General features: G+C 64.0%; 27 protein-coding genes, 1 tRNA gene and 1 pseudogene. 11 read left to right on the top strand and 18 right to left on the bottom strand.

Annotation, left to right across the window (positions count from 1 at the left end; all coding sequences use genetic code 11):
• Positions 1-32: 32 nt before the first annotated feature.
• Entirely contained in the window at positions 33-1,085 is a 1,053-nt protein-coding gene (locus NCR93_RS06480; protein WP_239294933.1) for an NADP(H)-dependent aldo-keto reductase, read from the bottom strand.
• Positions 1,086-1,262: 177 nt separating this feature from the next.
• Here NCR93_RS06480 and NCR93_RS06475 point away from each other — a divergent pair, with 177 nt between their 5' ends.
• The 5 genes from NCR93_RS06475 to NCR93_RS06455 all read left to right on the top strand — a co-directional run bounded on the left by NCR93_RS06475 (position 1,263) and on the right by NCR93_RS06455 (position 4,328).
• Positions 1,263-2,687 carry an MFS transporter gene (locus tag NCR93_RS06475; RefSeq protein WP_175980090.1) on the top strand — a complete coding sequence of 475 codons (1,425 nt, stop codon included), beginning with the start codon at positions 1,263-1,265 and terminating at the stop codon, positions 2,685-2,687.
• 54 nt (positions 2,688-2,741) lie between these two features.
• A complete protein-coding gene (locus NCR93_RS06470) occupies positions 2,742-2,939 on the top strand; it encodes a hypothetical protein (RefSeq protein WP_008349923.1) in 198 nt (65 codons plus the stop codon).
• A gap of 176 nt (positions 2,940-3,115) precedes the next feature.
• Positions 3,116-3,505, top strand: a complete 390-nt coding sequence (locus NCR93_RS06465) for a hypothetical protein (protein WP_175980089.1) — start codon at positions 3,116-3,118, stop codon at positions 3,503-3,505.
• Between the two features lie 4 nt (positions 3,506-3,509).
• On the top strand, positions 3,510-3,848 hold the full coding sequence (locus tag NCR93_RS06460; protein WP_175980088.1) for a hypothetical protein: 339 nt from the start codon (positions 3,510-3,512) through the stop codon (positions 3,846-3,848).
• Positions 3,849-3,866: 18 nt separating this feature from the next.
• Positions 3,867-4,328 carry a lytic transglycosylase domain-containing protein gene (locus NCR93_RS06455; RefSeq protein ID WP_008349929.1) on the top strand — a complete coding sequence of 154 codons (462 nt, stop codon included), beginning with the start codon at positions 3,867-3,869 and terminating at the stop codon, positions 4,326-4,328.
• 21 nt (positions 4,329-4,349) lie between these two features.
• Here the strand turns inward: NCR93_RS06455 and NCR93_RS06450 are convergent, their stop codons facing one another.
• The gene (locus NCR93_RS06450; protein ID WP_175980087.1) at positions 4,350-5,087 is read right to left on the bottom strand and encodes an SDR family oxidoreductase; all 738 of its coding nucleotides are present in this window, start codon (positions 5,085-5,087) and stop codon (positions 4,350-4,352) included.
• A gap of 199 nt (positions 5,088-5,286) precedes the next feature.
• Here NCR93_RS06450 and NCR93_RS06445 point away from each other — a divergent pair, with 199 nt between their 5' ends.
• On the top strand, positions 5,287-6,312 hold the full coding sequence (locus NCR93_RS06445) for a methyltransferase (protein ID WP_008349933.1): 1,026 nt from the start codon (positions 5,287-5,289) through the stop codon (positions 6,310-6,312).
• A gap of 25 nt (positions 6,313-6,337) precedes the next feature.
• Here NCR93_RS06445 and NCR93_RS06440 read toward each other — a convergent pair whose 3' ends face one another.
• The 3 genes from NCR93_RS06440 to NCR93_RS06430 all read right to left on the bottom strand — a co-directional run bounded on the left by NCR93_RS06440 (position 6,338) and on the right by NCR93_RS06430 (position 7,391).
• Positions 6,338-6,541 (bottom strand): hypothetical protein, encoded by a 204-nt coding sequence (locus tag NCR93_RS06440; RefSeq protein WP_175980086.1) that lies wholly within the window; start codon positions 6,539-6,541, stop codon positions 6,338-6,340.
• A gap of 111 nt (positions 6,542-6,652) precedes the next feature.
• Positions 6,653-7,048, bottom strand: a complete 396-nt coding sequence (locus tag NCR93_RS06435; protein WP_008349935.1) for a DUF5594 family protein — start codon at positions 7,046-7,048, stop codon at positions 6,653-6,655.
• A gap of 40 nt (positions 7,049-7,088) precedes the next feature.
• Positions 7,089-7,391 carry a hypothetical protein gene (locus NCR93_RS06430; RefSeq protein ID WP_008349936.1) on the bottom strand — a complete coding sequence of 101 codons (303 nt, stop codon included), beginning with the start codon at positions 7,389-7,391 and terminating at the stop codon, positions 7,089-7,091.
• A 180-nt stretch (positions 7,392-7,571) separates the two neighbouring features.
• Here NCR93_RS06430 and dusA point away from each other — a divergent pair, with 180 nt between their 5' ends.
• The 4 genes from dusA to NCR93_RS06410 all read left to right on the top strand — a co-directional run bounded on the left by dusA (position 7,572) and on the right by NCR93_RS06410 (position 9,673).
• Positions 7,572-8,576, top strand: a complete 1,005-nt coding sequence (gene dusA / locus NCR93_RS06425) for a tRNA dihydrouridine(20/20a) synthase DusA (RefSeq protein ID WP_175980085.1) — start codon at positions 7,572-7,574, stop codon at positions 8,574-8,576.
• Between the two features lie 118 nt (positions 8,577-8,694).
• A tRNA-His gene (locus tag NCR93_RS06420) sits at positions 8,695-8,770 on the top strand.
• A gap of 122 nt (positions 8,771-8,892) precedes the next feature.
• Complete coding sequence (locus tag NCR93_RS06415) at positions 8,893-9,138, top strand: hypothetical protein (protein ID WP_033535750.1); 246 nt, start codon at positions 8,893-8,895, stop codon at positions 9,136-9,138.
• A gap of 109 nt (positions 9,139-9,247) precedes the next feature.
• Positions 9,248-9,673, top strand: coding sequence for a hypothetical protein (locus NCR93_RS06410; protein WP_008349938.1), 426 nt, complete (start codon positions 9,248-9,250; stop codon positions 9,671-9,673).
• Between the two features lie 48 nt (positions 9,674-9,721).
• On the opposite strand, the gene NCR93_RS06405 is transcribed toward NCR93_RS06410, so the two are convergent.
• The 6 genes from NCR93_RS06405 to NCR93_RS06380 form a co-directional block, all read right to left on the bottom strand.
• Positions 9,722-10,831: an enoyl-CoA hydratase/isomerase family protein gene (locus tag NCR93_RS06405; RefSeq protein WP_034473621.1), complete on the bottom strand. Its 1,110-nt coding sequence runs from the start codon at positions 10,829-10,831 to the stop codon at positions 9,722-9,724.
• Positions 10,828-11,523: a TetR/AcrR family transcriptional regulator gene (locus tag NCR93_RS06400; RefSeq protein ID WP_239294967.1), complete on the bottom strand. Its 696-nt coding sequence runs from the start codon at positions 11,521-11,523 to the stop codon at positions 10,828-10,830. Before NCR93_RS06400 ends, NCR93_RS06405 begins: the two co-directional genes overlap by 4 nt.
• 49 nt (positions 11,524-11,572) lie before the next feature.
• The gene (locus tag NCR93_RS06395; RefSeq protein WP_008349944.1) at positions 11,573-11,755 is read right to left on the bottom strand and encodes a hypothetical protein; all 183 of its coding nucleotides are present in this window, start codon (positions 11,753-11,755) and stop codon (positions 11,573-11,575) included.
• 211 nt (positions 11,756-11,966) lie between these two features.
• Positions 11,967-12,251, bottom strand: a complete 285-nt coding sequence (locus NCR93_RS06390; RefSeq protein ID WP_008349946.1) for a DUF1488 family protein — start codon at positions 12,249-12,251, stop codon at positions 11,967-11,969.
• Between the two features lie 152 nt (positions 12,252-12,403).
• A complete protein-coding gene (locus NCR93_RS06385) occupies positions 12,404-12,757 on the bottom strand; it encodes a hypothetical protein (protein WP_008349948.1) in 354 nt (117 codons plus the stop codon).
• Positions 12,757-13,023 carry a hypothetical protein gene (locus tag NCR93_RS06380; protein WP_033535792.1) on the bottom strand — a complete coding sequence of 89 codons (267 nt, stop codon included), beginning with the start codon at positions 13,021-13,023 and terminating at the stop codon, positions 12,757-12,759. The genes NCR93_RS06385 and NCR93_RS06380 overlap by 1 nt, the downstream gene beginning before the upstream one ends.
• A 303-nt stretch (positions 13,024-13,326) precedes the next feature.
• Between NCR93_RS06380 and NCR93_RS06375 the strand changes: the two genes are divergently transcribed.
• On the top strand, positions 13,327-13,665 hold the full coding sequence (locus tag NCR93_RS06375; RefSeq protein WP_175980012.1) for a hypothetical protein: 339 nt from the start codon (positions 13,327-13,329) through the stop codon (positions 13,663-13,665).
• Positions 13,666-13,671: 6 nt separating this feature from the next.
• Here NCR93_RS06375 and NCR93_RS06370 read toward each other — a convergent pair whose 3' ends face one another.
• From NCR93_RS06370 to NCR93_RS06340, 7 genes and pseudogenes are all read right to left on the bottom strand, one after another.
• A complete protein-coding gene (locus tag NCR93_RS06370; RefSeq protein WP_008349954.1) occupies positions 13,672-14,010 on the bottom strand; it encodes a DMT family transporter in 339 nt (112 codons plus the stop codon).
• Between the two features lie 18 nt (positions 14,011-14,028).
• Positions 14,029-14,526: a heme-degrading domain-containing protein gene (locus NCR93_RS06365; RefSeq protein WP_034473617.1), complete on the bottom strand. Its 498-nt coding sequence runs from the start codon at positions 14,524-14,526 to the stop codon at positions 14,029-14,031.
• A 607-nt stretch (positions 14,527-15,133) separates the two neighbouring features.
• A complete protein-coding gene (gene tssJ, locus NCR93_RS06360) occupies positions 15,134-15,892 on the bottom strand; it encodes a type VI secretion system lipoprotein TssJ (RefSeq protein ID WP_372492521.1) in 759 nt (252 codons plus the stop codon).
• 22 nt (positions 15,893-15,914) lie between these two features.
• Positions 15,915-16,931, bottom strand: a complete 1,017-nt coding sequence (gene tssG / locus NCR93_RS06355; RefSeq protein ID WP_239294937.1) for a type VI secretion system baseplate subunit TssG — start codon at positions 16,929-16,931, stop codon at positions 15,915-15,917.
• Between the two features lie 26 nt (positions 16,932-16,957).
• Complete coding sequence (gene tssF, locus NCR93_RS06350; RefSeq protein WP_175980011.1) at positions 16,958-18,772, bottom strand: type VI secretion system baseplate subunit TssF; 1,815 nt, start codon at positions 18,770-18,772, stop codon at positions 16,958-16,960.
• Between the two features lie 273 nt (positions 18,773-19,045).
• Positions 19,046-19,654, bottom strand: a pseudogene (locus NCR93_RS32110) (type VI secretion system protein TssA); the annotation flags it as partial.
• 88 nt (positions 19,655-19,742) lie between these two features.
• A complete protein-coding gene (locus NCR93_RS06340; protein WP_308196633.1) occupies positions 19,743-20,471 on the bottom strand; it encodes a type VI secretion IcmF C-terminal domain-containing protein in 729 nt (242 codons plus the stop codon).
• Between the last annotated feature and the right edge of the window lie 48 nt (positions 20,472-20,519).

The raw sequence follows: 20,519 nt of genomic DNA, 5'->3' as shown, positions 1-20,519 counted from the left end.
TCTTCGCCAAATGCTTGAGCCGGCGAAGGAAATCAGGGCGCCGGATTCGGCTGACGCTCGTGCAGCGCGTCGATTTCGGCCAGGATTTCGTCCGACAGTTCGATGTTCACGCTACCGATGTTCTCCTTCAACTGCGGCATCGACGTCGCGCCGATCAGCGTGCTCGTCGTGAACGGGCGCGTGTTGACGAACGCGAGCGCGAGTTGCGTCGGCGTGAGTCCGTGGCGTTTCGCCAGTTCGACGTACGACGTGATCGCGGCGATCGCCTGCGGCTTGCTGTAGCGCTGGAAACGCTCGAACAGCGTGATGCGCGCGCCCGCCGGACGCGCCCCGCCCTCGTACTTGCCCGACAGCCAGCCGAACGCGAGCGGCGAATACGCGAGCAGCCCGACGCCTTCCTTGTGCGTGAACTCCGACAGTCCGAGCTCGTAAGTGCGATTCACGAGGCTGTACGGATTCTGAATGCTGACGATTTTCGGCAGCCCCGCCTTTTCGGCCGCGCGCAGGAATTGCGCGACACCCCACGGCGTTTCGTTCGACACGCCCACATGACGGATCTTGCCCGCCTTCACGAGATCGGCGAGCGCCGCGAGCGTTTCCTCGATCGGCACCGTGTATTCATCGTCGATATAGGGATAGCTGGATCGGCCGAACGTCATCGTGCTGCGATCGGGCCAATGCAGCTGATACAGATCGACGTAATCCGTTTGCAGGCGCTTCAGGCTGCCGTCGATGGCTTCGTTCAGATTCTTGCGATCGAACTGGTTGCCCGCGCCGCGGATATGCCGCGGATTGTGCGGCTGGCGCGCGGGCCCGGCGATTTTCGTCGCGAGGACGATATCGGCGCGCTTCGCCGGATGCTTCGCGAGCCACGTACCGATGTATTCCTCCGTGCGGCCCTGCGTCTCGGGGCGCGGCGGCACCGGATACATCTCGGCGGCGTCGATGAGATTCACGCCTTGGGCGAGCGCGTAATCGATCTGCTCGTGCGCTTCGCTTTCGGTGTTCTGCTCGCCCCAGGTCATGGTGCCGAGCCCGATCAGGCTGACGTCGATACCCGAATCGCCGAGTTTCCGAAACTTCATTGCTCATTCCTCTTGTTGACGAGTTGTTTGCGCGCTGTGGGGAGACCGTAGGCGCTTTGTCGGACAGGCTGCCTGGCTGATTTTCCGGCAATCGCAAAACCTACCATAGGCGCGAAAGCTCTGCTCTCGCGGCTAGAATGGCAAGCTTCCAACCCGTCAGGCAGGAGCACGCAACCGATGCCGTTAGCACGCGATCGCAAGACAAAAGGCTCGTCGCTCATCGTCATGCTCGTCGCGGCGACCTTCTTCATGGAGAACCTCGACGGCACGATCATCGCCACCGCCTTGCCGCAGATGGCGCGCTCGTTCAACGTGCATCCCGCCGACATGAGCCTCGGCATCACGGCGTATCTGCTGACGCTCGCCGTGTTCATCCCGATTTCCGGCTGGGCCGCCGACCGCTTCGGCCTGCGCACCGTGTTCGCGAGCGCGATCGCGGTGTTCACGGCCGCGTCCGTGCTGTGCGCGACGACCTCGACCTTGCCCGCGTTCGCCGCCGCGCGCGTGTTGCAGGGCATCGGCGGCGCGATGATGGTGCCCGTCGGGCGCCTGGCCGTCTTGCGCGCGACGCCCAAGGAGGGCCTGATGCGCGCCATCGCGATCATCACGTGGCCGGGTCTCGTCGCGCCGGTGATCGGCCCGCCGCTCGGCGGCTTCATCACGACGTATTCTTCGTGGCGCTGGATCTTCTATCTCAACGTGCCCCTCGGGCTGATCGGCTTGCTGCTGACGCTGCGCTACATCGGCAACGAACGCGAGGACGCGACGCGGCGCTTCGACTTGCCGGGCTTCGCGCTGTGCGGCATCGCGTGCACGACGCTGCTCTACGCGATGGAACTGATCGGACGCAGCGACGTGGACTGGCGCTTCGTCGGCGCGCTGGTGGCGGTAGGCGTCGTCGCGGGCATCGCGTCGTGGCGGCATCTGCGGCGCGCGGCGCATCCGGTCGTGGATCTGTCGGCGCTGAAGGTGAAGACCTTTGCCGTGGCGATGGGCGGCGGCTCGCTCTTTCGGATCGCGATCAGCGCCGCGCCGTTCCTGCTGCCGCTGATGTTCCAGGTCGGCTTCGGCATGAACGCGTTCGATTCGGGCCTGCTCACGCTCGCGGTGTTCGCGGGCAATCTTTCGATGAAGCTCGTCACGACGCCCGTGATGCGTCGGTTCGGCTTCCGGCCGGTGCTGATCGTAAACGGCGTGCTCGCCGCGCTCTCGCTTGCCGCGATGAGCCTGCTGACGCCCTCGACGCCCACGTTCGTGATCGTCGCCGTGCTGTTCGCGAGCGGCCTGTCGCGTTCGCTGCAGTTTACGGCGCTCAACACGCTGTCCTTCGCCGACGTGCCGAAAGCGCAGATGAGCGGCGCGTCGGCGCTATCGAGCACGCTCTTCCAGATGACGATGGGCATCGGCGTGGCGGCCGGCGCAATCGCGCTGCGCATCGGCGAATGGATCCACGGCCACGATGCCCATTCCATCGGACCGGAGGATTTCAGCGTCGCGTTTCTGATCGTCGGGTTCGTGGGGCTCGTCGGCGTCGTCGATCTGTTCGGGCTCGCGAAGGACGCCGGCGCGCTCGTTTCCGGGCATCGCAAGCCGAAGGCGTGAAGGTTTTATGACGGAAAGGCTCAAGCCTTCGCCGCGCCTGCCGTAATCCGCGGTATGAACTCGCACACGCTCGACGCCCTCTCCGCCCTGACCGAAACGGTTGCCGTCCTCCGCCACGCGCGCGGCCTGAAGAATCCGCACGATTTCCCCGACGGCACGCCCGAGCGGCAACTCACCGCCGACGCCTTCGCCGAGGATTTTCTCCGCGCCCTCGATGCCGAACCGAGCATCGGCGCGTGGTGGCGCATCTGATCGAAGCGTCACAACGGCAAGGTCGCGGCATCTATTACCGACGTCCGCGCGATCTGATTCCCCGAATCGGCAAATTCTGAGTCAAGTCTTCCTATTTGGCGAAACGTTTGCGCGCGGCTATCAAGTCGCGCCCGTGCGCGCCGACAACTCGCATATCGCCATGACCCAATCAGGAGATGCCAGTGAAGTGGGCAGCGTTACTTTTTGCCATCGCCGTCGCGCTCGCCGTGACCGGCTGCGCGCCGATGCCGGCCGCCAATACGGCTCAGATCGAAAAACCGGCGGCTTCCGCCGAGATCATCCGCTTCGAGATTCCCGCTGACGCGCTCGGCGCCCGCGACCCGCAACTCACGGCGATCCTCGCCAAAGCGGGCGCGCTCGCCGCCGCTCAAAAGCAGCCGACGACCATTCTCGTCACCGCGCTCGCGCAGGACTTTCCCTATCTCAATCAGGCGATCTGGAAAGGCATTCCCGCGCGACATGCGGTCAAGCTCAGTCTCGAAAACCTGACCGCCGGCGCGCGCCAGCCGTACAGCGTGTCCATCAAGCCGACGCAGGGAGGCTGACGCGATGCGCCCATTTCTCATCCTCGCGACTGCGCTGTTTTCGATGCACGCCGCCGCCGGTCCGTTCGACGTGAGCGCGCCCGCGTCCGTGCAAACGCTCGCGGCGCTCGGACCTGCCGCGCAGAAGGTCTATCCGCCGCTGCCGACGCTCGCAATGCTTCCGCCTTCCAGCGGCGAGGAAGACGATGCGCCTGCCAAATCCGCGAGCAAGAAAGCGAAGAAAACGCGCCGCGTCGCCGATTGCAAATGCAACGGACCCGAGCCGCGTCTCGTGGTGTCCGACGAGTCGCGCACGTATATGAAAGACGTCGAGCGCCGCATCGACATCGCGCTCGCGCCGTAATCGAAGGAGCCACGTTCCATGTTCCGTCCGATTTGCGCGGCGCTGGCCGCCTGCGCGCTGCTCGCCGCGTCGCTCGCGCCGCGCGCCGCTCACGCCGACGATTGCTTCGAACAGGCCGGCGCCTATCAGGGCGTCAATCCGCTTGTGCTGCGCGCGGTCGCCTGGCGCGAATCGAAAGGCGACGCCGCCGCGCTCAACCGCAACGCCAACGGCTCGATCGATATCGGCCAACTGCAGATCAACTCGATCCATTTTCCCGATCTCGCGCGTCAGGGCATTCCGCATCGCGCGCTCGCCGATCCGTGCGTCAACGTCTTCGTCGCCGCCTGGCTGCTCAAGCAGAAGATGGTGAAGCACGGCAACACATGGCGCGCGATCGGCGCGTATCACTCCGAATCGCCGAAACATCGCGACGCCTACGCGCGCAGCATCCAGCAGATTCTCGTCAACTGGGGCGAGTTGCAGCCCCAGATGCGTTGAGGGTGCAACTCGGCCATCGGCTCAAAGCTGGCTCATGCCGCCGTCGATGATGATCTCCGTGCCGACGATGAAACCCGATTCCGGCGACGCCAAATGCAGCACCGTCGCCGCCACTTCGCTCGACTTGCCGAAGCGGCCGAGCGGAATCTGGCTTTGAAGCTGCGCGGCGGCTTCATCGATGAGGCCGAGCTTGTCGTGGAGCGGCGTCGAGACCGGACCGGGACTCACGACGTTCACGCGCGCGCCGCGCGGCAGCAATTCCGCCGACAGCGTCTTTGCGAGCGACACGAGCGCCGCCTTGCTCGACGCATAGACCGATGACATCGGCATGCCGATATGCGCGTTGATCGAACCGTTCAGCACGATCGACGCGCCTTCGTTCAGCAAGGGCACGAGCGACTGGATCTGGAAGTACGGTCCTTTCACGTTGATCGCGAAGGTTTCGTCCCACGCTTTTTCGTCGATGTCCGTGAACGGCCCGAAGGTGGCGACGCCCGCGTTCACGAAGATCGCATCGAGCCGGATGTTCGCATCGGTCAATGCTTGCGCCAGTTCGCGCGCAGCGCTTACCGTGCCCGCCACGTTGCGGATCGCGATGGCGTTCGCGCCGAGCGACTCGCGTGCCGTCGCGAGCGCGCTTTCATCGCGGCCGGTGATGACGACGCGCGCGCCTTCCGCAGCAAACGCCTGCGCTGCCGCGAGACCGATGCCGCTGTTGCCGCCAGTGATCAGAACTGTCTTGCCTTCGAAGCGTTTCATGACGTTCTCCTTGTGAACGTTGCAGGGTGTGAAGGCATTATGGTCGGGCGTGCGCCATTTTCCGTACGACGCGGCCGGCGCACTCGTTCGATATCGTCGAACGAGTTTTTGTCTGAGTGAGGCGCCCCACAGATGCGCCTTGAAGCGAACGCGATCGCCTCCTAGAGTTACGCAGTTCGTTCCCGACAGGAGGCGCATCATGCAAGACGCGCAACGCGGCGCACAGCCCAATCCCGAGCGGCTGCTGCAAATGGGGATGGCGTTCTGGGCGTCGAAGACGCTGCTTTCGGCGGTCGAACTCGGCGTGTTCACGCAACTGGCGACCGGCCCGCGAACGGCCGACGATCTCGTGCAGGCGCTGGCACTGCATCCGCGGGGCGCGCTGGATTTCCTCGATACGCTCGTCGCGCTCAACCTGCTCTCGCGCGAGGGCGGCTTCTACGCGAACGCCGACGACGCCGATTTCTTCCTGGATCGCAACAAGCCTTCATATGTCGGCGGATTGCTGGAAATGGCGAACGCGCGCCTCTATCCGTTCTGGGGTTCGCTCACGGAGGCGCTGCGCACCGGCCTGCCGCAGAACGAATCGAAGCACGGCGGCAACGTCTTCGAGACGCTCTATAGCGACCCGGCACGTCTGCGCGGCTTTCTCCAGGCGATGAGCGGCGTGAGCATGGGCGCGGCGCACGCGATCGCGCGACAGTTCCCGTGGAGCGAGTACCGCACGTTCATCGATATCGGCGCGGCGCAGGGCGCGTTGCCGGTGCAGGTGGCGCTTGCGCATCCGCATCTGACGGGCGGCGGCTTCGATCTGCCGGTGGTGGGTCCGGTCTTCGACGCGTACGTCGCCGCGCACGGACTCCAAGACCGGCTGCGCTTTTATCCCGGCGATTTCTTCAAGGAGCCGTGCCCGTCGGCGGATGTGCTCGTGATGGGGCACATCCTGCACGACTGGGATCTGCCGCAGAAGCTCGAACTGCTCGCGAAGTGTCATGCGGCGTTGCCGGCGGGCGGCGCGTTGATCGTGTACGACGCGATCATCGACGATGAGCGCCGTCAGAATGCCTTCGGGCTTCTGATGAGCCTCAACATGCTGATCGAAACGCCCGGCGGCTTCGACTACACCGGCGCGCAATGCTGCGCGTGGATGCGGCAAGCGGGATTCGCGACGGCGCGCGTCGAACCGCTCGTCGGCGCGGAGTCGATGGTGATCGCGACGAAGTGAGCGGGCCGCGCGCCTGAACGCTTCGTCAGCGGTCGTTCGACATGCCTTTCAGGCGATCGTTGCCGGCGTCGCGGGCGGCGTCGGCGGTGGAGAAATTCTCTTCGGAAACCAGCGCGCGCTTGACCTCGCGCGCCGCGAAATCGACGAGCGTGATGACCCAGACGAAACCGCCCGACTGCTCCGCGGTCTGCACGAATGCGCGCAGATCGCCTTCATTCGACGATGCCATACCGACCTCCTCGTTCAAGTTGATGCGCCCTGCCGGCCGCGCGAGACGCGTATCGACCGGCGATGCGATGCGTCGGCTGAACGGGCGCTAACGGGCGGCAGCCGGCCGCCTTCAGGCTTCGAAATCGAGACCGCCGAAGAGCACCGACGGTTCCGCCTGCGAGCGCGTCGCGAGATCGACCTCGCGCGCGCCCTGCCACGCATCGAGCTTCGCGCCGATGGCGTCGAGATAACGCAGGAATCGAGCCTCGCCGCCCGCGCCCATCAGCCGTTCGATCTCGTCGTCGTCCCAGGTCAGAAATACGTTCAGGGGATACGGATAAACGCGCCGATGTTCATCGCCCTGTCGCGGTGCACGTTCGGCGCTGACATGCAGACGTGTCGGCACGGCCGGGCTTTCGTAGCCGAGGATGTCGACGCGCACGCCGTGATCGACGACGCGCGTCACACGTTCCACGATGCGCGGCATGAATTCGGTTTCGAACCGGAGCGCCTGTTGCCGGTTCAACGGGCTTCTCCGCGAGCGCTCGACTGCATCAACGGCATCGTCAGACGGCGGGCAAGTCTTCGAGCGATTTCTCGATCTGACCGTCCTGCACGCGCGCTTCGATGCCGATGTGTCCGTTCGTGTAAGGCAGCGCGCTGACTTTCGGGCCGAGGAAGGCGCGGCCGCCGAGCTTGAAGAGCGTGCGGACTTCCTTGCCGCTCTTGATGGCGTCCACGACCTGCTGGACATCCACGATGGTGGTGGGCGCGGCCCAGTCGTTCGTGGCCGGATCGAAACTGCCCCAGCGCACGCTGGTCACGCGGTCGTTGACCCAGCGCACACCGTCGATCGCCAAAGTAGCCATGTCTGCCTCCGATGCCGTCGTTGGGGTGATCTCGAAATCCTAGCATTGTTGGACGAAGGCGGCTGACGTTTGCGCGGGCGAAACGGTCAGCCGGCGCGAACAAACTGCCGCGCTGCGGTAAAATCGCGGATTCCCCTTGAAATTCAAACGGTTCGCATGAAGGTGCGGCCGCCGTCGCCCATGTCAGCCGTATCGAAGATCAGTCCCCGCCGCGTCTCCGTCGCACCGATGATGGATTGGACCGACCGCCATTGCCGGTCCCTGCATCGGCTGGTATCGCGTCATACGTGGCTCTACACGGAGATGGTGACGACGGGCGCGCTGCTCTACGGCGATGTCGCGCGGCATCTCGCGTTCACACCCGCCGAAGCGCCCGTTGCGCTGCAGCTCGGCGGCAGCGAGCCGGCCGATCTCGCGAAAAGCGCGAAGCTCGGCGAGCAATGGGGCTACGACGAGATCAACCTGAATTGCGGCTGCCCTTCCGAGCGCGTGCAGCGCGGCGCGTTCGGCGCTTGTCTGATGAAGGAGCCGCAGCTCGTCGCGGATTGCGTGAAAGCGATGCGCGACGCGGTGTCGATTCCGGTAACGGTCAAGCATCGCATCGGCGTCGACACCGTCGAGGAATATGAGTTCGTGCGCGATTTCGTCGGCACGATCGCCGATGCCGGCTGCGAAGTGTTCATCGTGCACGCGCGCAACGCGATCCTCAAAGGCTTGAGCCCGAAGGAGAATCGCGAGATTCCGCCGCTCAAGTACGAATATGCGTATCGGTTGAAGCGCGACTTTCCGCAACTTGAGATTTCGATCAACGGCGGCATCAAGACGCTCGATGAAGTCGAGGAGCATCTCAAGCACGTCGACGGCGTGATGCTCGGGCGCGAGGCTTATCACAATCCGTACGTGCTCGCCGGCGTCGACACGCGCTTTTACGGTGCGAATACGCCGGTTCCGTCGCGCGAAGAAATCGAGGCGGGACTCATCGACTATGCACGCGGCGAACTGACGCGCGGCACGTATCTCGGCGCGGTGACGCGGCATGCGCTCGGGCTGTATCGCGGCGTGGCCGGCGCGCGCGGATGGCGTCGCGTACTGTCTGACAATCGCCGTCTCGCGAAGGGCAATCTGACGATTTTCGATGAAGCGCGGGCTCAACTACGCGAGGCGGTGGAAGCGCTCGATGCATGATGCGTGGCCGTCGGAAAAAGATGCTAAAAGGGACTAGGCAAGCGCAATCATTGTTCGTATAATCTCGCTTCTTGATTGCTGCAGCGGTTTTGAAGCAGTCGAGATCGCGGTAACAGTGGTGGCTGTAGCTCAGTTGGTAGAGTCCAGGATTGTGATTCCTGTCGTCGTGGGTTCGAGTCCCATCAGCCACCCCACCGAGAATTCATGCAAAAAGCCCAGTCGAATGACTGGGCTTTTTGCTTTGCGGCTTCTGATTCGGACGGCCCTCGGGCACGCGCCGTGCACATCGAAAGTCTCCCCTTGGCGGAGACTCATCATGTCCCGACATCACCTCGCAACAGCCGCCCTTCTCCTCGCCACGACCTTCGCGACCCAAGCCCAGACCGCGCGCCCCGACGAGAGTGCCTCAATGGTCAAGCCGCCGGGCGCACCCGGCGCGCCGTCCGCGAGCGCCACCCGCCCCGACAATCCCGACAACATGCCGGTGAAGCGCCCGAATCCACCGCAGAACAGCGATCGCATGCTGCATCACAGCCCCGCGAGCGACGCGATCGCGAAATAACCCGCAACGGCCCCGAACCCCCGCTGGAAGCACGCGCGACGCCACTATAATGGCGCTCGTCACGATAATCGGAGCCTACCGCGTGCTCATGCTCCAAGCGGTCTAGCCAATGCAAAAAGTCATTCTGCCGTTCGTTTCCGGTTTTCTCGCCGCACTGTTTTTTCGCGAATCGACCCTGGCGCTGTTGCACGCAGCGGGTCTCGTCGATCCGGCCGGCTTTTCCACCGCACCGTTTGTTCCGCTCGGCATCCCGGAATTCATCGCGAATGCGCTGTGGAGTTCGATCTTCGGCGTGCTGATGGCGTGGCTGCTGCGCGTCGCGCCCGAGCGCAGCGCGCCCTGGATCGGCGCACTCGTGTTCGGCGGCATCGTGCTGACGGCCGTCGGCGTATTCGTCATCGATCCGGCCCGCGGCATCTGGCCGAGCGGCAACATGCTGCCGCGTCTCGCGCCGAACTTCATCGCCAATGCGATCTGGGGCTGGGGCGCGCTCGTCTTCATGCGCGCGTTCATGGCGGGTCACGAGCCGCACTGACCCGCCGCCGGAAACGAAAGCGGCCCGCGCGGGCCGCTTTTCACAGCGTCAGTCCTTCAACAGCCGCAGCGGATGCGCCGCGGGCGTCCACGCGCTTTCGAACATGCGATCGACATCGGCGGCGTTCACATCCTCGGCGCGCGCGATCTTCCAGCGCGGCTCGTTGTCCTTGTCCACGATGCGCGCGCGGATGCCTTCCAGCACATCGCCGCGCTCGAACATCGTGCGCGTCAGATCGAGATCGCGGCGCAGCGTCTCGGCCATCGTCGAGAATTTCGCGCGATCGACCTGCTGCAACGCTACATCGACGGACAGCGGCGAGCGCTCGCGCAGCTCGGCGGCCGTGCGTTTCGCCCAGTCGTTGCCGATGTCCGCCTCGCGTTCGAGCGACGCGAGGATCGACGCGCCGTTGCCCGCCGCGAAGTGCTTGTCGATCATCGTGCGCGCGGCGGCCAGCTCGCCCTTTTCGGGAATCGGCGCGACCTTGTACTTCGTCGTTTCGTTCTGCACGAAGCGCACGATCTCGACGCCATCGAGAAAGCGCTGATGCCTGAGCGATTCGATGAGGCCCGGCAGCGCGCCGTCGTCGAGGTAAGCGTCCGCCATGCGGGCGTACAGCGCGTCCGCGGCGGAAAGGCTCGCGCCCGTCGCCGCGAGATAACGGCCGATCGCCCCGGGCGTGCGCGCGAGGAACCAGCTCACGCCGACATCGGGAAAGAGACCGATGCGCGTCTCGGGCATCGCCATCTTCGTCGATTGCGTGACGACGCGCAGGCCGCCCGTGTGATGCGCGCCCTGCGAGATGCCCATGCCGCCGCCCATCACGACGCCGTTCACGACCGCGACATACGGCTTCGGGAACGTGAAGATCGCGTGATTGAGCTTGTATTCGTCGGTGAAGAACGCGTCGATCGCCGCCCGGTCGCCCGCCTGCGCGGACTCGTACAGAAAGCGGATATCGCCGCCCGCGCAAAACGCGCGCACGTGCGGGCTATAGACGATGACGGCGCGGATCGCCTGATCGTGGCGCCACGCGCGCAAAGCCTCGCTGATCGCGCGCAGCATCGGCGGGGTCAACGCGTTGAGTGCCTTCGGACGATCGAGCGCAATGAAGCCGATGCCGTTGGCGGTGTCGATACGGATGTCTTCGGTGGTCATCGTGTTGAAGTGTCGGGTCGATTCGCTGAGATGAATCGAGGTTCGGTTCGGTTGGCCGGCGCGAACCACGCGTCGAGCGACAACTCGACGAGCGTCGTGGCCGGCGTCTCGGGCAGCGCCGCGCCGGTCAGCTTCAGCGCGACGATGCCATGCAGATTCGCCCACAGGCCTTCCGCGCACGCGAGCGGCGCGGCGTGCGCGGGCAGCCGGTCGGCGGCACGCAATTCGGCGAACGCGTCCGCGATCAGCGAAAGCGTCGCCGCGCCTTGCTCCGCCGCGTGATCGTCGCCTTTACGCTGGGCCTCGGCGACTGCCTGCGCGGAATCCGTGTGCTCCATGAACATCAGCCGATACGTCTCGGGCTCGGCCAGCCCGAATTCGACATACGCGCGGCCCATCGCGTTCAGGCGCGCGGCCGGATCTGCAATCGATGTATGGGCGAGGAACGCGTCGCGCAGACTCGCGTGCCCTTCCACGCGCAACGCCCGCGCGATATCGCCACGGCTCTTGAAGTGAAGATAGAGCGCGGCGGGCGAATAATCGATCGCCTCGGCCAGCTTTCTCATCGATAGCGATGCAAAGCCTTCGCGCTTCACGATCTCGCGCGAGACCTCGAGTATGCGCTCGCGCAGCGCCTCGCGCTGCTCGCGTCTTTGCTCCGTGCGGCGCTCTTGCGAACCCATGCGAGGCATTGTCGGCACCGCCTCTTTCGAAGTCAAATTGCGACGCGCGGGCGCGCGCTCAGACGGTCATCTTGCCGTCGTCGTCCCGTCGCGAAGCCGCGCGATAAAGCGGCTCGTCCGAGTCGCGCAGCACGACCGACGCGAACACGATGCACAGCGCAAGAATCAGCACACCAACGGCTGCCCAGATGAGCCATAGCGCATTGGACTCGACAAGTGAGTGAAGAAAGGATTGAAGCATGACGACCCCGCGCGATTTTTATATTTGACCGCCCAAGCGCATGGCGTTGAGCAAGTAATGTGCCGAGCGAATCGCATCGCGTGCGGCGAATAGATGGATGGTACTCCGTTGCGCGATCACGCGGAAGGAGGCGCGGCGTGTCCCGCGCGAATAAAGAGGCGGCGCGATGCAGGTCTTACATCGCGCCGTGTAAGAGATGAACGAAGGTGCGTCAGACGGTGACGCGCCCCGGCGGAAAGTGTCCGCTTTTCAGGAGCACGGGCATGCCGTTGGTCACGCGCAGATGCTCCCGCGCGACCGCTTCGATGCGCGTGCGGCCCGCATCGAATGCGTCGATCCAGCCGGCGCTGTCATAGGTCTGCGCGCCGAAGTGATCTTCGAGCGCTTCGACCGAAATGGCGCACGGCACGCGCCGGCCATCTACGATCGCGGCGAACTCGACGGTCAGGTTGGAATCGCGGTAATCGGGCGCGTCCGGAAGGAATCGGATATTCATGATTGTCTCGTTGCTGAAGACGTTCAAGCGCTGAAATCACTTCTATCGCTGCGTTCGATGCGGGTCCGCTCGCGGCGCCGCGAACGATCGCACGAATCGATTCGGCGACTATGGTACTCGCGCTCGCGCCGCGCGGTCCAGCGCCGCGCCGCTCATGCCGCAAGCACGGATTCGTCGACATCGACGACGAGCAGCGAGCTTGCAAGCGGATCGGCATAGTTGAAGTCGAGCAGCCGGCTCATTTCGCGCACGCGGTCGCACACGCGTTGACGCGCATCCAGCGACAGATGCGGATAGTCGCGCAACACTTGCGCGTCGAATCGGTAATGCACGCCCCACGCGACATTGCCCGGATGATTCGCGACGCCGCCCGTGCGCCAGCTCACGAAAAGCGCCGGCGTCGGCTCCGCGCCGATTTCCGCGACGTCCGCGCCGCTCGGAAACAGATCGATCAGGCTGTTCGCGACGTCGTACAGCACGGTATGTCGAAGATGAACGGGGCGCATTACGTCGATTGCAGCAAGCGGTCGATGTATTCGCGCGCGGCCTGCTCGACGTGTGCGAGCGCCTCGTCTTCGGTTGCGAAGCGCCGCTCGGGACCGAGATCGACGAGCGCTTCGAAACGATGGACATCGTCCGGGCCGCCGCGCGCGAGGCTCACCGAGCCGACATAGATCGGCGCTTCACCGTCGTTTTCGCCGTGCGACTGCACGAGCCGCGCCGAAGCGCTGATGTAATACCCACGATATGGCCCCGTGACTCGTTCTGCCATGGTTTTGCCTCCGTTCAATTGGCCGCGCATGCGCCGGTTTTCGCCGATATCGGCGGCAATTTCAACCGAAACGCCAGATGAATAAGGCGCGCGATCCGGAAAATAGTTCATCGGGCGGCTTGACGCGCATACGGGCGCTCTCACGGTTTGATCGCAAGCATCGCGCCCGCGCGGGTTGCGCTAACAACCGCTTACGTGTCGCGTAAGGCGCGTATGGGACAATGCGTCTCTCAAAAAACGCGCCCTCGCCGCGAAGCTCGAGGCACTGCGGCGCGCATCGCAATTCGCTCTCACGAGGTAAAGATGAAGGAATCCGGTCGGCGCTTGCGCCGTATCTCCGCACGCGTCGCGACGCTCGCCGCTGTCGTCGCGATCTCGGCTCTCGGCGCGTGCGCGTCGTCGAACGAAGCATCGCTCATCAATCTGCCCGATGGACAGACCGGCTACGCGGTCAACTGCAGCGGCGCCGACGCCGGATCGAGCTGGGCGAGCTGCTACGTGCTCGCCGGCAAGAAATGCGGCGCGACCGGTTACGACATCGTGTCGAAGGACAACGAGGAAGGCGGCCCGACCGGCGGCGGCATCAGCAACGTGGTCTCCGCGAACGTCAAGAACCGTTCGATGATCGTGCGTTGCAAGTAGAGCGCATCAATGCGCGCTCATCTTCGAGAAGGCGTTGAGCACGACCACGCCGGCGACGATGAGACCCATGCCGAGCATCGCGGGCAGATCGGGCGTCTGTTTGAAGAGCAGCGCTGCGACGAGCGTGATGAGCACGATGCCCGCGCCCGACCACACCGCATACACGATGCCGACGGGCAACGCGCGCAGCGTCAGCGACAGCAGATAGAACGACAACCCGTATCCGGCCACGACGATCGCGGCGGGCAGCGCGCGCGTGAAGCCATCGGAGGCGCGCAGCGCGGAAGTCGCGATGACTTCGGCGACGATCGCGATGGCGAGAAGCACATAAGCGGTTGAGCGCATCGGCGTCGGGGCTCTCTTTTAGTCGCGTCCGAGAGACAGGTCGCCGAAGTTCTGGCCGAGCACGGCGCATAGTGCTTCGACCACAAGCTGATGGTCATCGCGCTGCGGAAGTCCCGACACCGCGACGGAACCGATCACGCCCGCGCCCTGCACGCGCAGCGGGAATGCGCCGCCGTGCGTCGCGAACGCTTTGGGATCGAGCGTGTACTTGTCCGCGAGCGTCGTGCCGGCCTGTTGCAGCGTGAGGCCGATCGCATACGAACTGCGGCGGAAATGCTCGACGGTGCGCGACTTGCGCTCGACCCAGCGCGCGTTGTCGGGTGTGGTGTTGTCGAGCGCTGCGTAGAAAAGCTGGCGCCCGAAGGTACGCACATCGATGACGATGGCCGCATCGCGCGCCAGCGCCATCTCGCGCAATTGCGAACCGATTTGCCACGCGTGTTCCGAGTGAAATTGCGGGAACACGAGCGTGTGCTCCTGATGCGCGATGGCTTGCAGAACGTGGGGAATGTCCATGGACGGGTCCTTTGGCGTGCTTGAAGCGAAGATGGTGGGTGTGGAGGAGATTTTCGCACGCGTGGGGGAAGGCGCGATGTCTGCGTTGGTCGTGAAGGAGTGGAAATGCGACTTGGGATTTGGAAGTCGAGGACGACGTTGATGCGAAAAGCCTGACTGACCAGGCTGATTGCGACCCCAGAAACCGAACGCGACGGACGCTGCCTGCGCGACAGCGAATGTGTCGTCTGCGAGCATTGCGGACGCAGCGGGTTTCTCAGCCACCTACGACCGACGCCTTGTTTGTCTCGCGCAGCATCGTGACCATCAGTTCTTCCGTGAATCGGCTCTGCTTCATGACTTCCATATCTCGGTTGGAAGCCATTTCTCAGTTTCGGTTGGCCCAAACTCACCAGGCAAGGCAACGAAATCAGGTTATACGGTAATGCGATCAGGCTCACGTTTCGACAGCGGCTCGACATCGCTCAGAATCAGCGCCGGCATCGCTCACTTCATGAAGTTGCAATGCTCGCGCGTAGCGGGCTACAGCGGGCCAGCCGAATTCGTCTGCCTGAGCATGCAGTTGGCGAGTTAAGGATCACTCTTCCGAGGGGCGCTCCGAAAATTGTCATTTGGAAAGCAACCCGCCGGCGCTCGTCGAGATCGAACTTGCGCTCGCTTTGGCGCTTGTGAGCGCGTCGGTCGCCGTGTTGACGCTCTGCGCCGCCGCTTTGCTCGCGGCGGCGGCTCCCGAGACACTCGACGCCGCCGACGCGGCAGCCGCCCCGGCGTTCGATACGGACTGCTGCGGCGCATCGCGTTTCACGGCTTTCGGATCCGCACCTTCGAGCACGAGCAGATTGCTCTGCACACTGATTCTCACCGGATCGGTGTCCTTCCACTGCTTCTTCGGAATCAACAGCTTCCACACGCCGTTGCTGCTCGGCGAGCGGAAGAACGCCACGACGCCAACGTGCTCGGCGTCCTTCTGCATCGGTTCGGCAACGCTCGCGCTCGCGCCCGGGCGCAGCACGACGTCCTTGGTGGCGACGAGATCCGTCTTGAGCAGTTCGAGATCGGCGTTCTGCAACTGGACGTATTCGAGTTGCGCGAAGGTCTTCGAATCCTTGAGCTGATAGAACCGCACCACCGTCGAAAGCGGCTGGCCGGTCGCGTTCTCGTTCAACGCGGCGCGACCGTTCAGTTCGACGTTCATCGACTTGACTTGCGTGGTGAAGAGCCACTCGGCTGCGCTTACCGTGCTGTCCTTCGTGGCCTGCCACGCGCCGCAGCCGGCGATCGAGAGCAGACTGGCCGTGGCGAGTGCGGTCGTTGCGCTTCGCATCAGGCGGCCCGTGATGGAAGCATTCGAGTTGTAGTGATGCATGGTCGGTCCTGCCCTGCTTGATTTATTCGGCTGCGCCATCCCAGCGCCCCAGATGCACGCGCGTAGTGCGCGCAGGCTCGTCCGTCGGGGCCGAGCGGTCGAACAGTTGCGTCGTCAATCCCAGACTGGTTTGCTTCGGCTTCAGCACCGGATCGGGCATCAATTCGGGCCGAACGTGCATCTCCAGATGCGCCTCGGCCTCGTAGCCCAGATAGAAGCGCAACAGCGCCATCACCTCCCGATGCGCATGCCCGCCTGGCGTCAGATCGAGCACCGTCTCGCGTGTATCCGGCGTGATGATCACGCGTACCGCGTTCGAGCGATCGTAGAACCCGCGCCCCAGCAGACACTGCTCGCCGAGGGCCGCCGGTTCATAGTCGTTGACCTCGCGCCAGACCGGATGGAACTCCTCGACCGCAATCGACGCGTCCGGCACCGCGTGCTGCAGCACGCCAGCGAGCCCTTCCGCCGTGCGTGTCTTCTGCGCGGTGATGCCCAGCATCGACATCAGCTTGCGCGGATCGATTCTTGATGAGACCGCATGCGGCTTCGCGCTGAATCCCAGCCCGGCGAAGCTCAAAAGACACCGCGACACCGCATCGCTGCCGCCCTCACGATAGCCGACCGGATAACGATACTTGCGCCACACGCGATAGTGCTGCGTCAGAATGCGGTGGTGGAATAGATCCAGAAACGCCGAGAGCGGTTCGGCGCCATCGCGGTTCTGCGCCACCTCGTCGACGAAGTAAGCCGGCATACGTGCGTCCACGCCGTAAAGGCCAAGGAAGGTCGTGCGTACGGTCGGCGGTGCATCAGGGTGGTCGTCGTCATATTCGACGCTATCGATCTCACGGCTCGGAAAACCGAGCCGTCCACGCGAACGGAACCGCACCGGCTCGGTCATCGGTGAATCGGTCGTACCGATAGGTGCGGCATCGGGTGCGGCCAGCTCGATCAGCTCGCAAAAACGATAGAAGTTCATCCGTGCCGCTTCATCGAGCAGCGTTTGCAGCAGCGTTCGCTCGGCCCCAGGATTCATTGCGCCAAATACCTTCTCCGGCGCGTTCAAAACGGCGCTCCTTCGCCCTTCGTCTCCGGCCACTCGATGCGCGCGCCCGACGGCTGGGAGATGACGACCAGCTTCGTATAGAGATTCAGCGTCGCGTAGAGCGCAAGGAAGCGATTCAGCATGCCGCCGAACATGTCCAGATCTCCGTCGCCCGCGAAGCGCGTGCTGTCGAGTGTCACGCTCACTTCGACCCCGCGCATCAGTCCACCCTTGACGAGCTTTCGTAGCGGACGATGGCGCACGTCCGTGATCGCATCGATACGCCGGCGATTGAGTTCGCCCTCGGTCCAGTCATAGAGCCCGAGCGAGCCACGCAGAATTTCCGCGTTGAGCAGCGAGAGGTAATTCGGCGCGAGATGCGACAGCACGCGCCACTGGAAGCGATCGCCTGTTGGCGGATACACCGGCAATGTCGGCGCAGTCAGGTTGCGCACCGCGCCCACGTTCGTAAAACCGCCACGCATGCGCGTGATGCCCGCCTCGCGCAGCGCCTTGCGCGGCAGCATGCCGTTGGTGCCCGTCACCGTCACCGAAAGCGTCTCCTTCGGCAACGTCTGCGCTTTCTCCCAAGCCTGGCCGCCCAATACGAGCCACGTATCGAAGCGACCGGAGGGGCCGCGCCGCATGCGCGTGTGGAAATAGCGCTCCGGAAGCTCGTGCCGAAGCATCCCGCCGCGATGCTTGAACGCCGCGAACGGCGCATATTCGAAGCGCCGGCCCTTCTCGAAGCCTTCGACGGTATCGACTGAATAGATGTCGACGAGCGACCCATACTGCTCGCGCGCCCGTACGCGGTATTCCGTGTCGAATTGCGTGACCGTAACGGGGTCGGCCGCAATTGGAAACAGGTTGATGACCGGCGTGCAGTACAGCCGAACGTTCTCTTCGGTGAAGCGCATGTCGTCGGGATAGGGTTTGTCCAGCACCACTTCGACATCGAACGAGAATGCCGACTTCGGGATCGCCGCCATGTCGAGCCCCAGCAAATCGACGAACATAAACTTCTCGGGGAACGTGAAGTATTCGAGCAGCAGTTGATAGCCGCCAAACGCGTTATCGGCCTTCGGCCACAGGCGCTCGTCGGTGGCGAAGCCCGCTGGTGCAAGGCGCAAGCCTTCCATCGATTGGGGCATGCCCGGACGCTCTTCCGGGAACCCTGGCACGCGAAACTGCAAGGCGATCGGTTTCGCGGTCAACGCCGCATATAGCGCGTGCGCCACCGGGCGGTCCGCGTTCAGGTAGAAGCGCAGCCGTGGCACGCGCAGGCGGTCGCGCTGCGTTTGCGGCTGGATCGCGAAACGAAAGCGAATGACCGAGCGGCCATCCTCACGCGCATAGGCGCCGGCTTCTGAAAGCGTCAGCGGATATAGATCGACCGGCTGCGTGGTGCGATAGACGCATTCGATTTGCGCCTCGTCAGTCCCGTTCAGGCCGGTGGCGATCGGATCGGATGTCGCTTCGAGCCCAGCTTCGACGACTTCGTGCTTTTGCATCGCGCCCGCGTTTGGAGTGAGCTCCAGAATCGACAACGAAGGGATCATCCGAAGATAGTGCGGCCAAAGCATGCTGACCAAGCCTTCGGTGAGTTCCGGCAGTTCATCGTCGAGCTTGTGACGCAAGCGGCCCATCAGGAACGCGAAGCCTTCGAACAGGCGTTCGACGTGCGGATCGCGCTCGCCGATGCGGTCGATATCGAGTTCTCGTGCGCGATCGGGAAACGCCCGGGCGAATTCCTTGCCTGCCTCGCGCAGATAACGCATTTCCGCTTCGTAATAGCGCAGGATTTCGTTGTCCTTGGTCGGGGACGACATCGTGGTGATTTCCTTGTTCTTCTTAAGTCAGCGCCACCGCGCGGGCGGCGTCGATTGTGGTCAGATCGCAGTGAGGCTGTCGATGCGCCGACGACACCACTTTGTGGGCATCCTTGCGGTTGAAACGGCTCTTGGGAATGCGCAGCAGATGGTGTTTCGCTTCGAACGCCAGTGCCGGCTCCCAGCGGTTGATCTGGAAACGTTCGATGTCTGCATCGAGTGCGCCGAGCAGATGCAGCGCCGTGTCGGCGCGCTCCGCTCGCTCGCCGTATTCGACGACGTCGATGTCGCATCATTCTCGGATGGTGACTCAATGCGACCTTCGAAACGCCCGAACAAAGGCGCGAGCACCGGACGCGCATCTTCCGGCCACGACTTGATGCGGTCGGTGATCAACGCCAGCGCCGACAGCGCGCGTTCGAGCAGCGGCCCGTTGAATCCCTGCACGGCATCGAGCCGATCGGCGAAGGTGCTGCCGCACAGCCATTCGAACGCCGCACGACGCGAACCGGCGCGCGCGGGCAAGAGCGTGTCGTCGAAACGCTCGACCAGCGCCGCGAGCATTTCGAAACCGGCGGCGAGGCCTTCCGCGCCCTCGCGGCGCAGACGGCCATAGACGTAATACACCGCGAGCCGCACTTCCTTCGCGCGGGACTTGATGAGCCACTCAGCCGCGTCGATGATCAGCGCGTCATCGACATTCGAGAGCTTGGCGACTTCATCCTTGATGGCGAGAAAATCGTCGTCGTAACCGGGGTAGTCACCGACGGGCGCATCGGCGCGAATCGGCAGGAGCCAGTCGTCCCATTGCGGCAGCGCTTCGATCGCGCGATCGGACGGCTTGCGTGCGCCGAACAGCGCGTTGAGTAGATGGGTGAACATAAGAAATCAATGTGTGGATTGACCGCTTTTGCCAAGCGTATCGGCGAATCAGCGTGGGGCCACCGGAGCAAGGTCCGGACGCTCGAATTTATAGCGTTCCTCGGCCATTGGGTAACGGCGTTTCAGCTTGCTTGGCCGCCTCGATCGCGGCCTTGGGCAGCGGCGGCGGGCCATCGGTCTTCGTATTGCGCCCGGCCGTCTCGCGCTTCACGAAGATGCGCGTGGGCAACGTGAAGCCGCGCAGATCCAGCAGCTCCAGCGGCCCCTTGCCCACATCCGTGCGCAGCATGTAGGTGAGCGGATACGCCATGTCGGCGGGCGCCGGTGCAGATGGGCCGTGCGCGTTGAGCGCGTCCTGATCGATTGCTTCGTTCGTCTTCGCAAACTTGGTGCGCGTGTCCTCGAATTGCGCCTTCGCCTGCCACGTCACCTGATACGTCGCCGTGTCGATCGGCTCGACATGCGCGCGCTCCAGCATTCGAACGAACGCCCAGCGACCGGCAAATTCGAAGCGCTTGTTGGTGCCCGCCGTTTCGGTTTGCCACTCCAGACGCGTGCCGGCGCTTTGCGGGTCGCTCGTCGGCCACGCCATGCCGCTCCACGTTTCCATCTGGTTGTAGTAATGCAGCTTTTGCGCGTCGATCGTGAGCAGCGTATCGGTGATGCCCGGGGTCGGCACTGGCTTCAGTTCGAACCGGTACGACGGCTCGCCCTGAGCGAGCAGATGGGCCGCGATGCGTTGCAGCGTATTGATCGCCTTCAGGAACGCCGGATCGACGGCGCGTGCGGCGCTGCTTGTACCGGTGGCGGCTGGCACCGGCATTCGTGATGTGATCGACCGCCTGACTGTTGTGATGGAAGCCCA

Origin of the sequence: Caballeronia sp. ATUFL_F1_KS39 (assembly GCF_023630985.1) — a bacterium.
GTDB lineage: Bacteria > Pseudomonadota > Gammaproteobacteria > Burkholderiales > Burkholderiaceae > Caballeronia > Caballeronia zhejiangensis.
The sequence above is the reverse complement of the archived record's forward strand: the minus strand, read 5'-3'. Positions and strand labels throughout refer to the sequence as shown.

Coding starts and splice junctions, on each gene's coding strand:
- NCR93_RS06400 (WP_239294967.1), bottom strand. CDS start 11,523: ATGCCTCGCATGGGTTCGCAAGAGCGCCGCACGGAGCAAAGACGCGAG.
- NCR93_RS06465 (WP_175980089.1), top strand. CDS start 3,116: ATGCCAGTGAAGTGGGCAGCGTTACTTTTTGCCATCGCCGTCGCGCTC.
- NCR93_RS06455 (WP_008349929.1), top strand. CDS start 3,867: ATGTTCCGTCCGATTTGCGCGGCGCTGGCCGCCTGCGCGCTGCTCGCC.
- NCR93_RS06430 (WP_008349936.1), bottom strand. CDS start 7,391: ATGGCTACTTTGGCGATCGACGGTGTGCGCTGGGTCAACGACCGCGTG.
- tssG (WP_239294937.1), bottom strand. CDS start 16,931: ATGAATCCTGGGGCCGAGCGAACGCTGCTGCAAACGCTGCTCGATGAA.
- NCR93_RS06380 (WP_033535792.1), bottom strand. CDS start 13,023: ATGGCAGAACGAGTCACGGGGCCATATCGTGGGTATTACATCAGCGCT.
- NCR93_RS06470 (WP_008349923.1), top strand. CDS start 2,742: ATGAACTCGCACACGCTCGACGCCCTCTCCGCCCTGACCGAAACGGTT.
- NCR93_RS06375 (WP_175980012.1), top strand. CDS start 13,327: ATGAAGGAATCCGGTCGGCGCTTGCGCCGTATCTCCGCACGCGTCGCG.
- NCR93_RS06370 (WP_008349954.1), bottom strand. CDS start 14,010: ATGCGCTCAACCGCTTATGTGCTTCTCGCCATCGCGATCGTCGCCGAA.
- NCR93_RS06480 (WP_239294933.1), bottom strand. CDS start 1,085: ATGAAGTTTCGGAAACTCGGCGATTCGGGTATCGACGTCAGCCTGATC.
- NCR93_RS06450 (WP_175980087.1), bottom strand. CDS start 5,087: ATGAAACGCTTCGAAGGCAAGACAGTTCTGATCACTGGCGGCAACAGC.
- NCR93_RS06475 (WP_175980090.1), top strand. CDS start 1,263: ATGCCGTTAGCACGCGATCGCAAGACAAAAGGCTCGTCGCTCATCGTC.
- dusA (WP_175980085.1), top strand. CDS start 7,572: ATGTCAGCCGTATCGAAGATCAGTCCCCGCCGCGTCTCCGTCGCACCG.
- NCR93_RS06415 (WP_033535750.1), top strand. CDS start 8,893: ATGTCCCGACATCACCTCGCAACAGCCGCCCTTCTCCTCGCCACGACC.
- NCR93_RS06365 (WP_034473617.1), bottom strand. CDS start 14,526: ATGGACATTCCCCACGTTCTGCAAGCCATCGCGCATCAGGAGCACACG.
- NCR93_RS06410 (WP_008349938.1), top strand. CDS start 9,248: ATGCAAAAAGTCATTCTGCCGTTCGTTTCCGGTTTTCTCGCCGCACTG.
- NCR93_RS06405 (WP_034473621.1), bottom strand. CDS start 10,831: ATGACCACCGAAGACATCCGTATCGACACCGCCAACGGCATCGGCTTC.
- tssJ (WP_372492521.1), bottom strand. CDS start 15,892: ATGCATCACTACAACTCGAATGCTTCCATCACGGGCCGCCTGATGCGA.
- tssF (WP_175980011.1), bottom strand. CDS start 18,772: ATGTCGTCCCCGACCAAGGACAACGAAATCCTGCGCTATTACGAAGCG.
- NCR93_RS06395 (WP_008349944.1), bottom strand. CDS start 11,755: ATGCTTCAATCCTTTCTTCACTCACTTGTCGAGTCCAATGCGCTATGG.
- NCR93_RS06390 (WP_008349946.1), bottom strand. CDS start 12,251: ATGAATATCCGATTCCTTCCGGACGCGCCCGATTACCGCGATTCCAAC.
- NCR93_RS06460 (WP_175980088.1), top strand. CDS start 3,510: ATGCGCCCATTTCTCATCCTCGCGACTGCGCTGTTTTCGATGCACGCC.
- NCR93_RS06445 (WP_008349933.1), top strand. CDS start 5,287: ATGCAAGACGCGCAACGCGGCGCACAGCCCAATCCCGAGCGGCTGCTG.
- NCR93_RS06440 (WP_175980086.1), bottom strand. CDS start 6,541: ATGGCATCGTCGAATGAAGGCGATCTGCGCGCATTCGTGCAGACCGCG.
- NCR93_RS06385 (WP_008349948.1), bottom strand. CDS start 12,757: ATGCGCCCCGTTCATCTTCGACATACCGTGCTGTACGACGTCGCGAAC.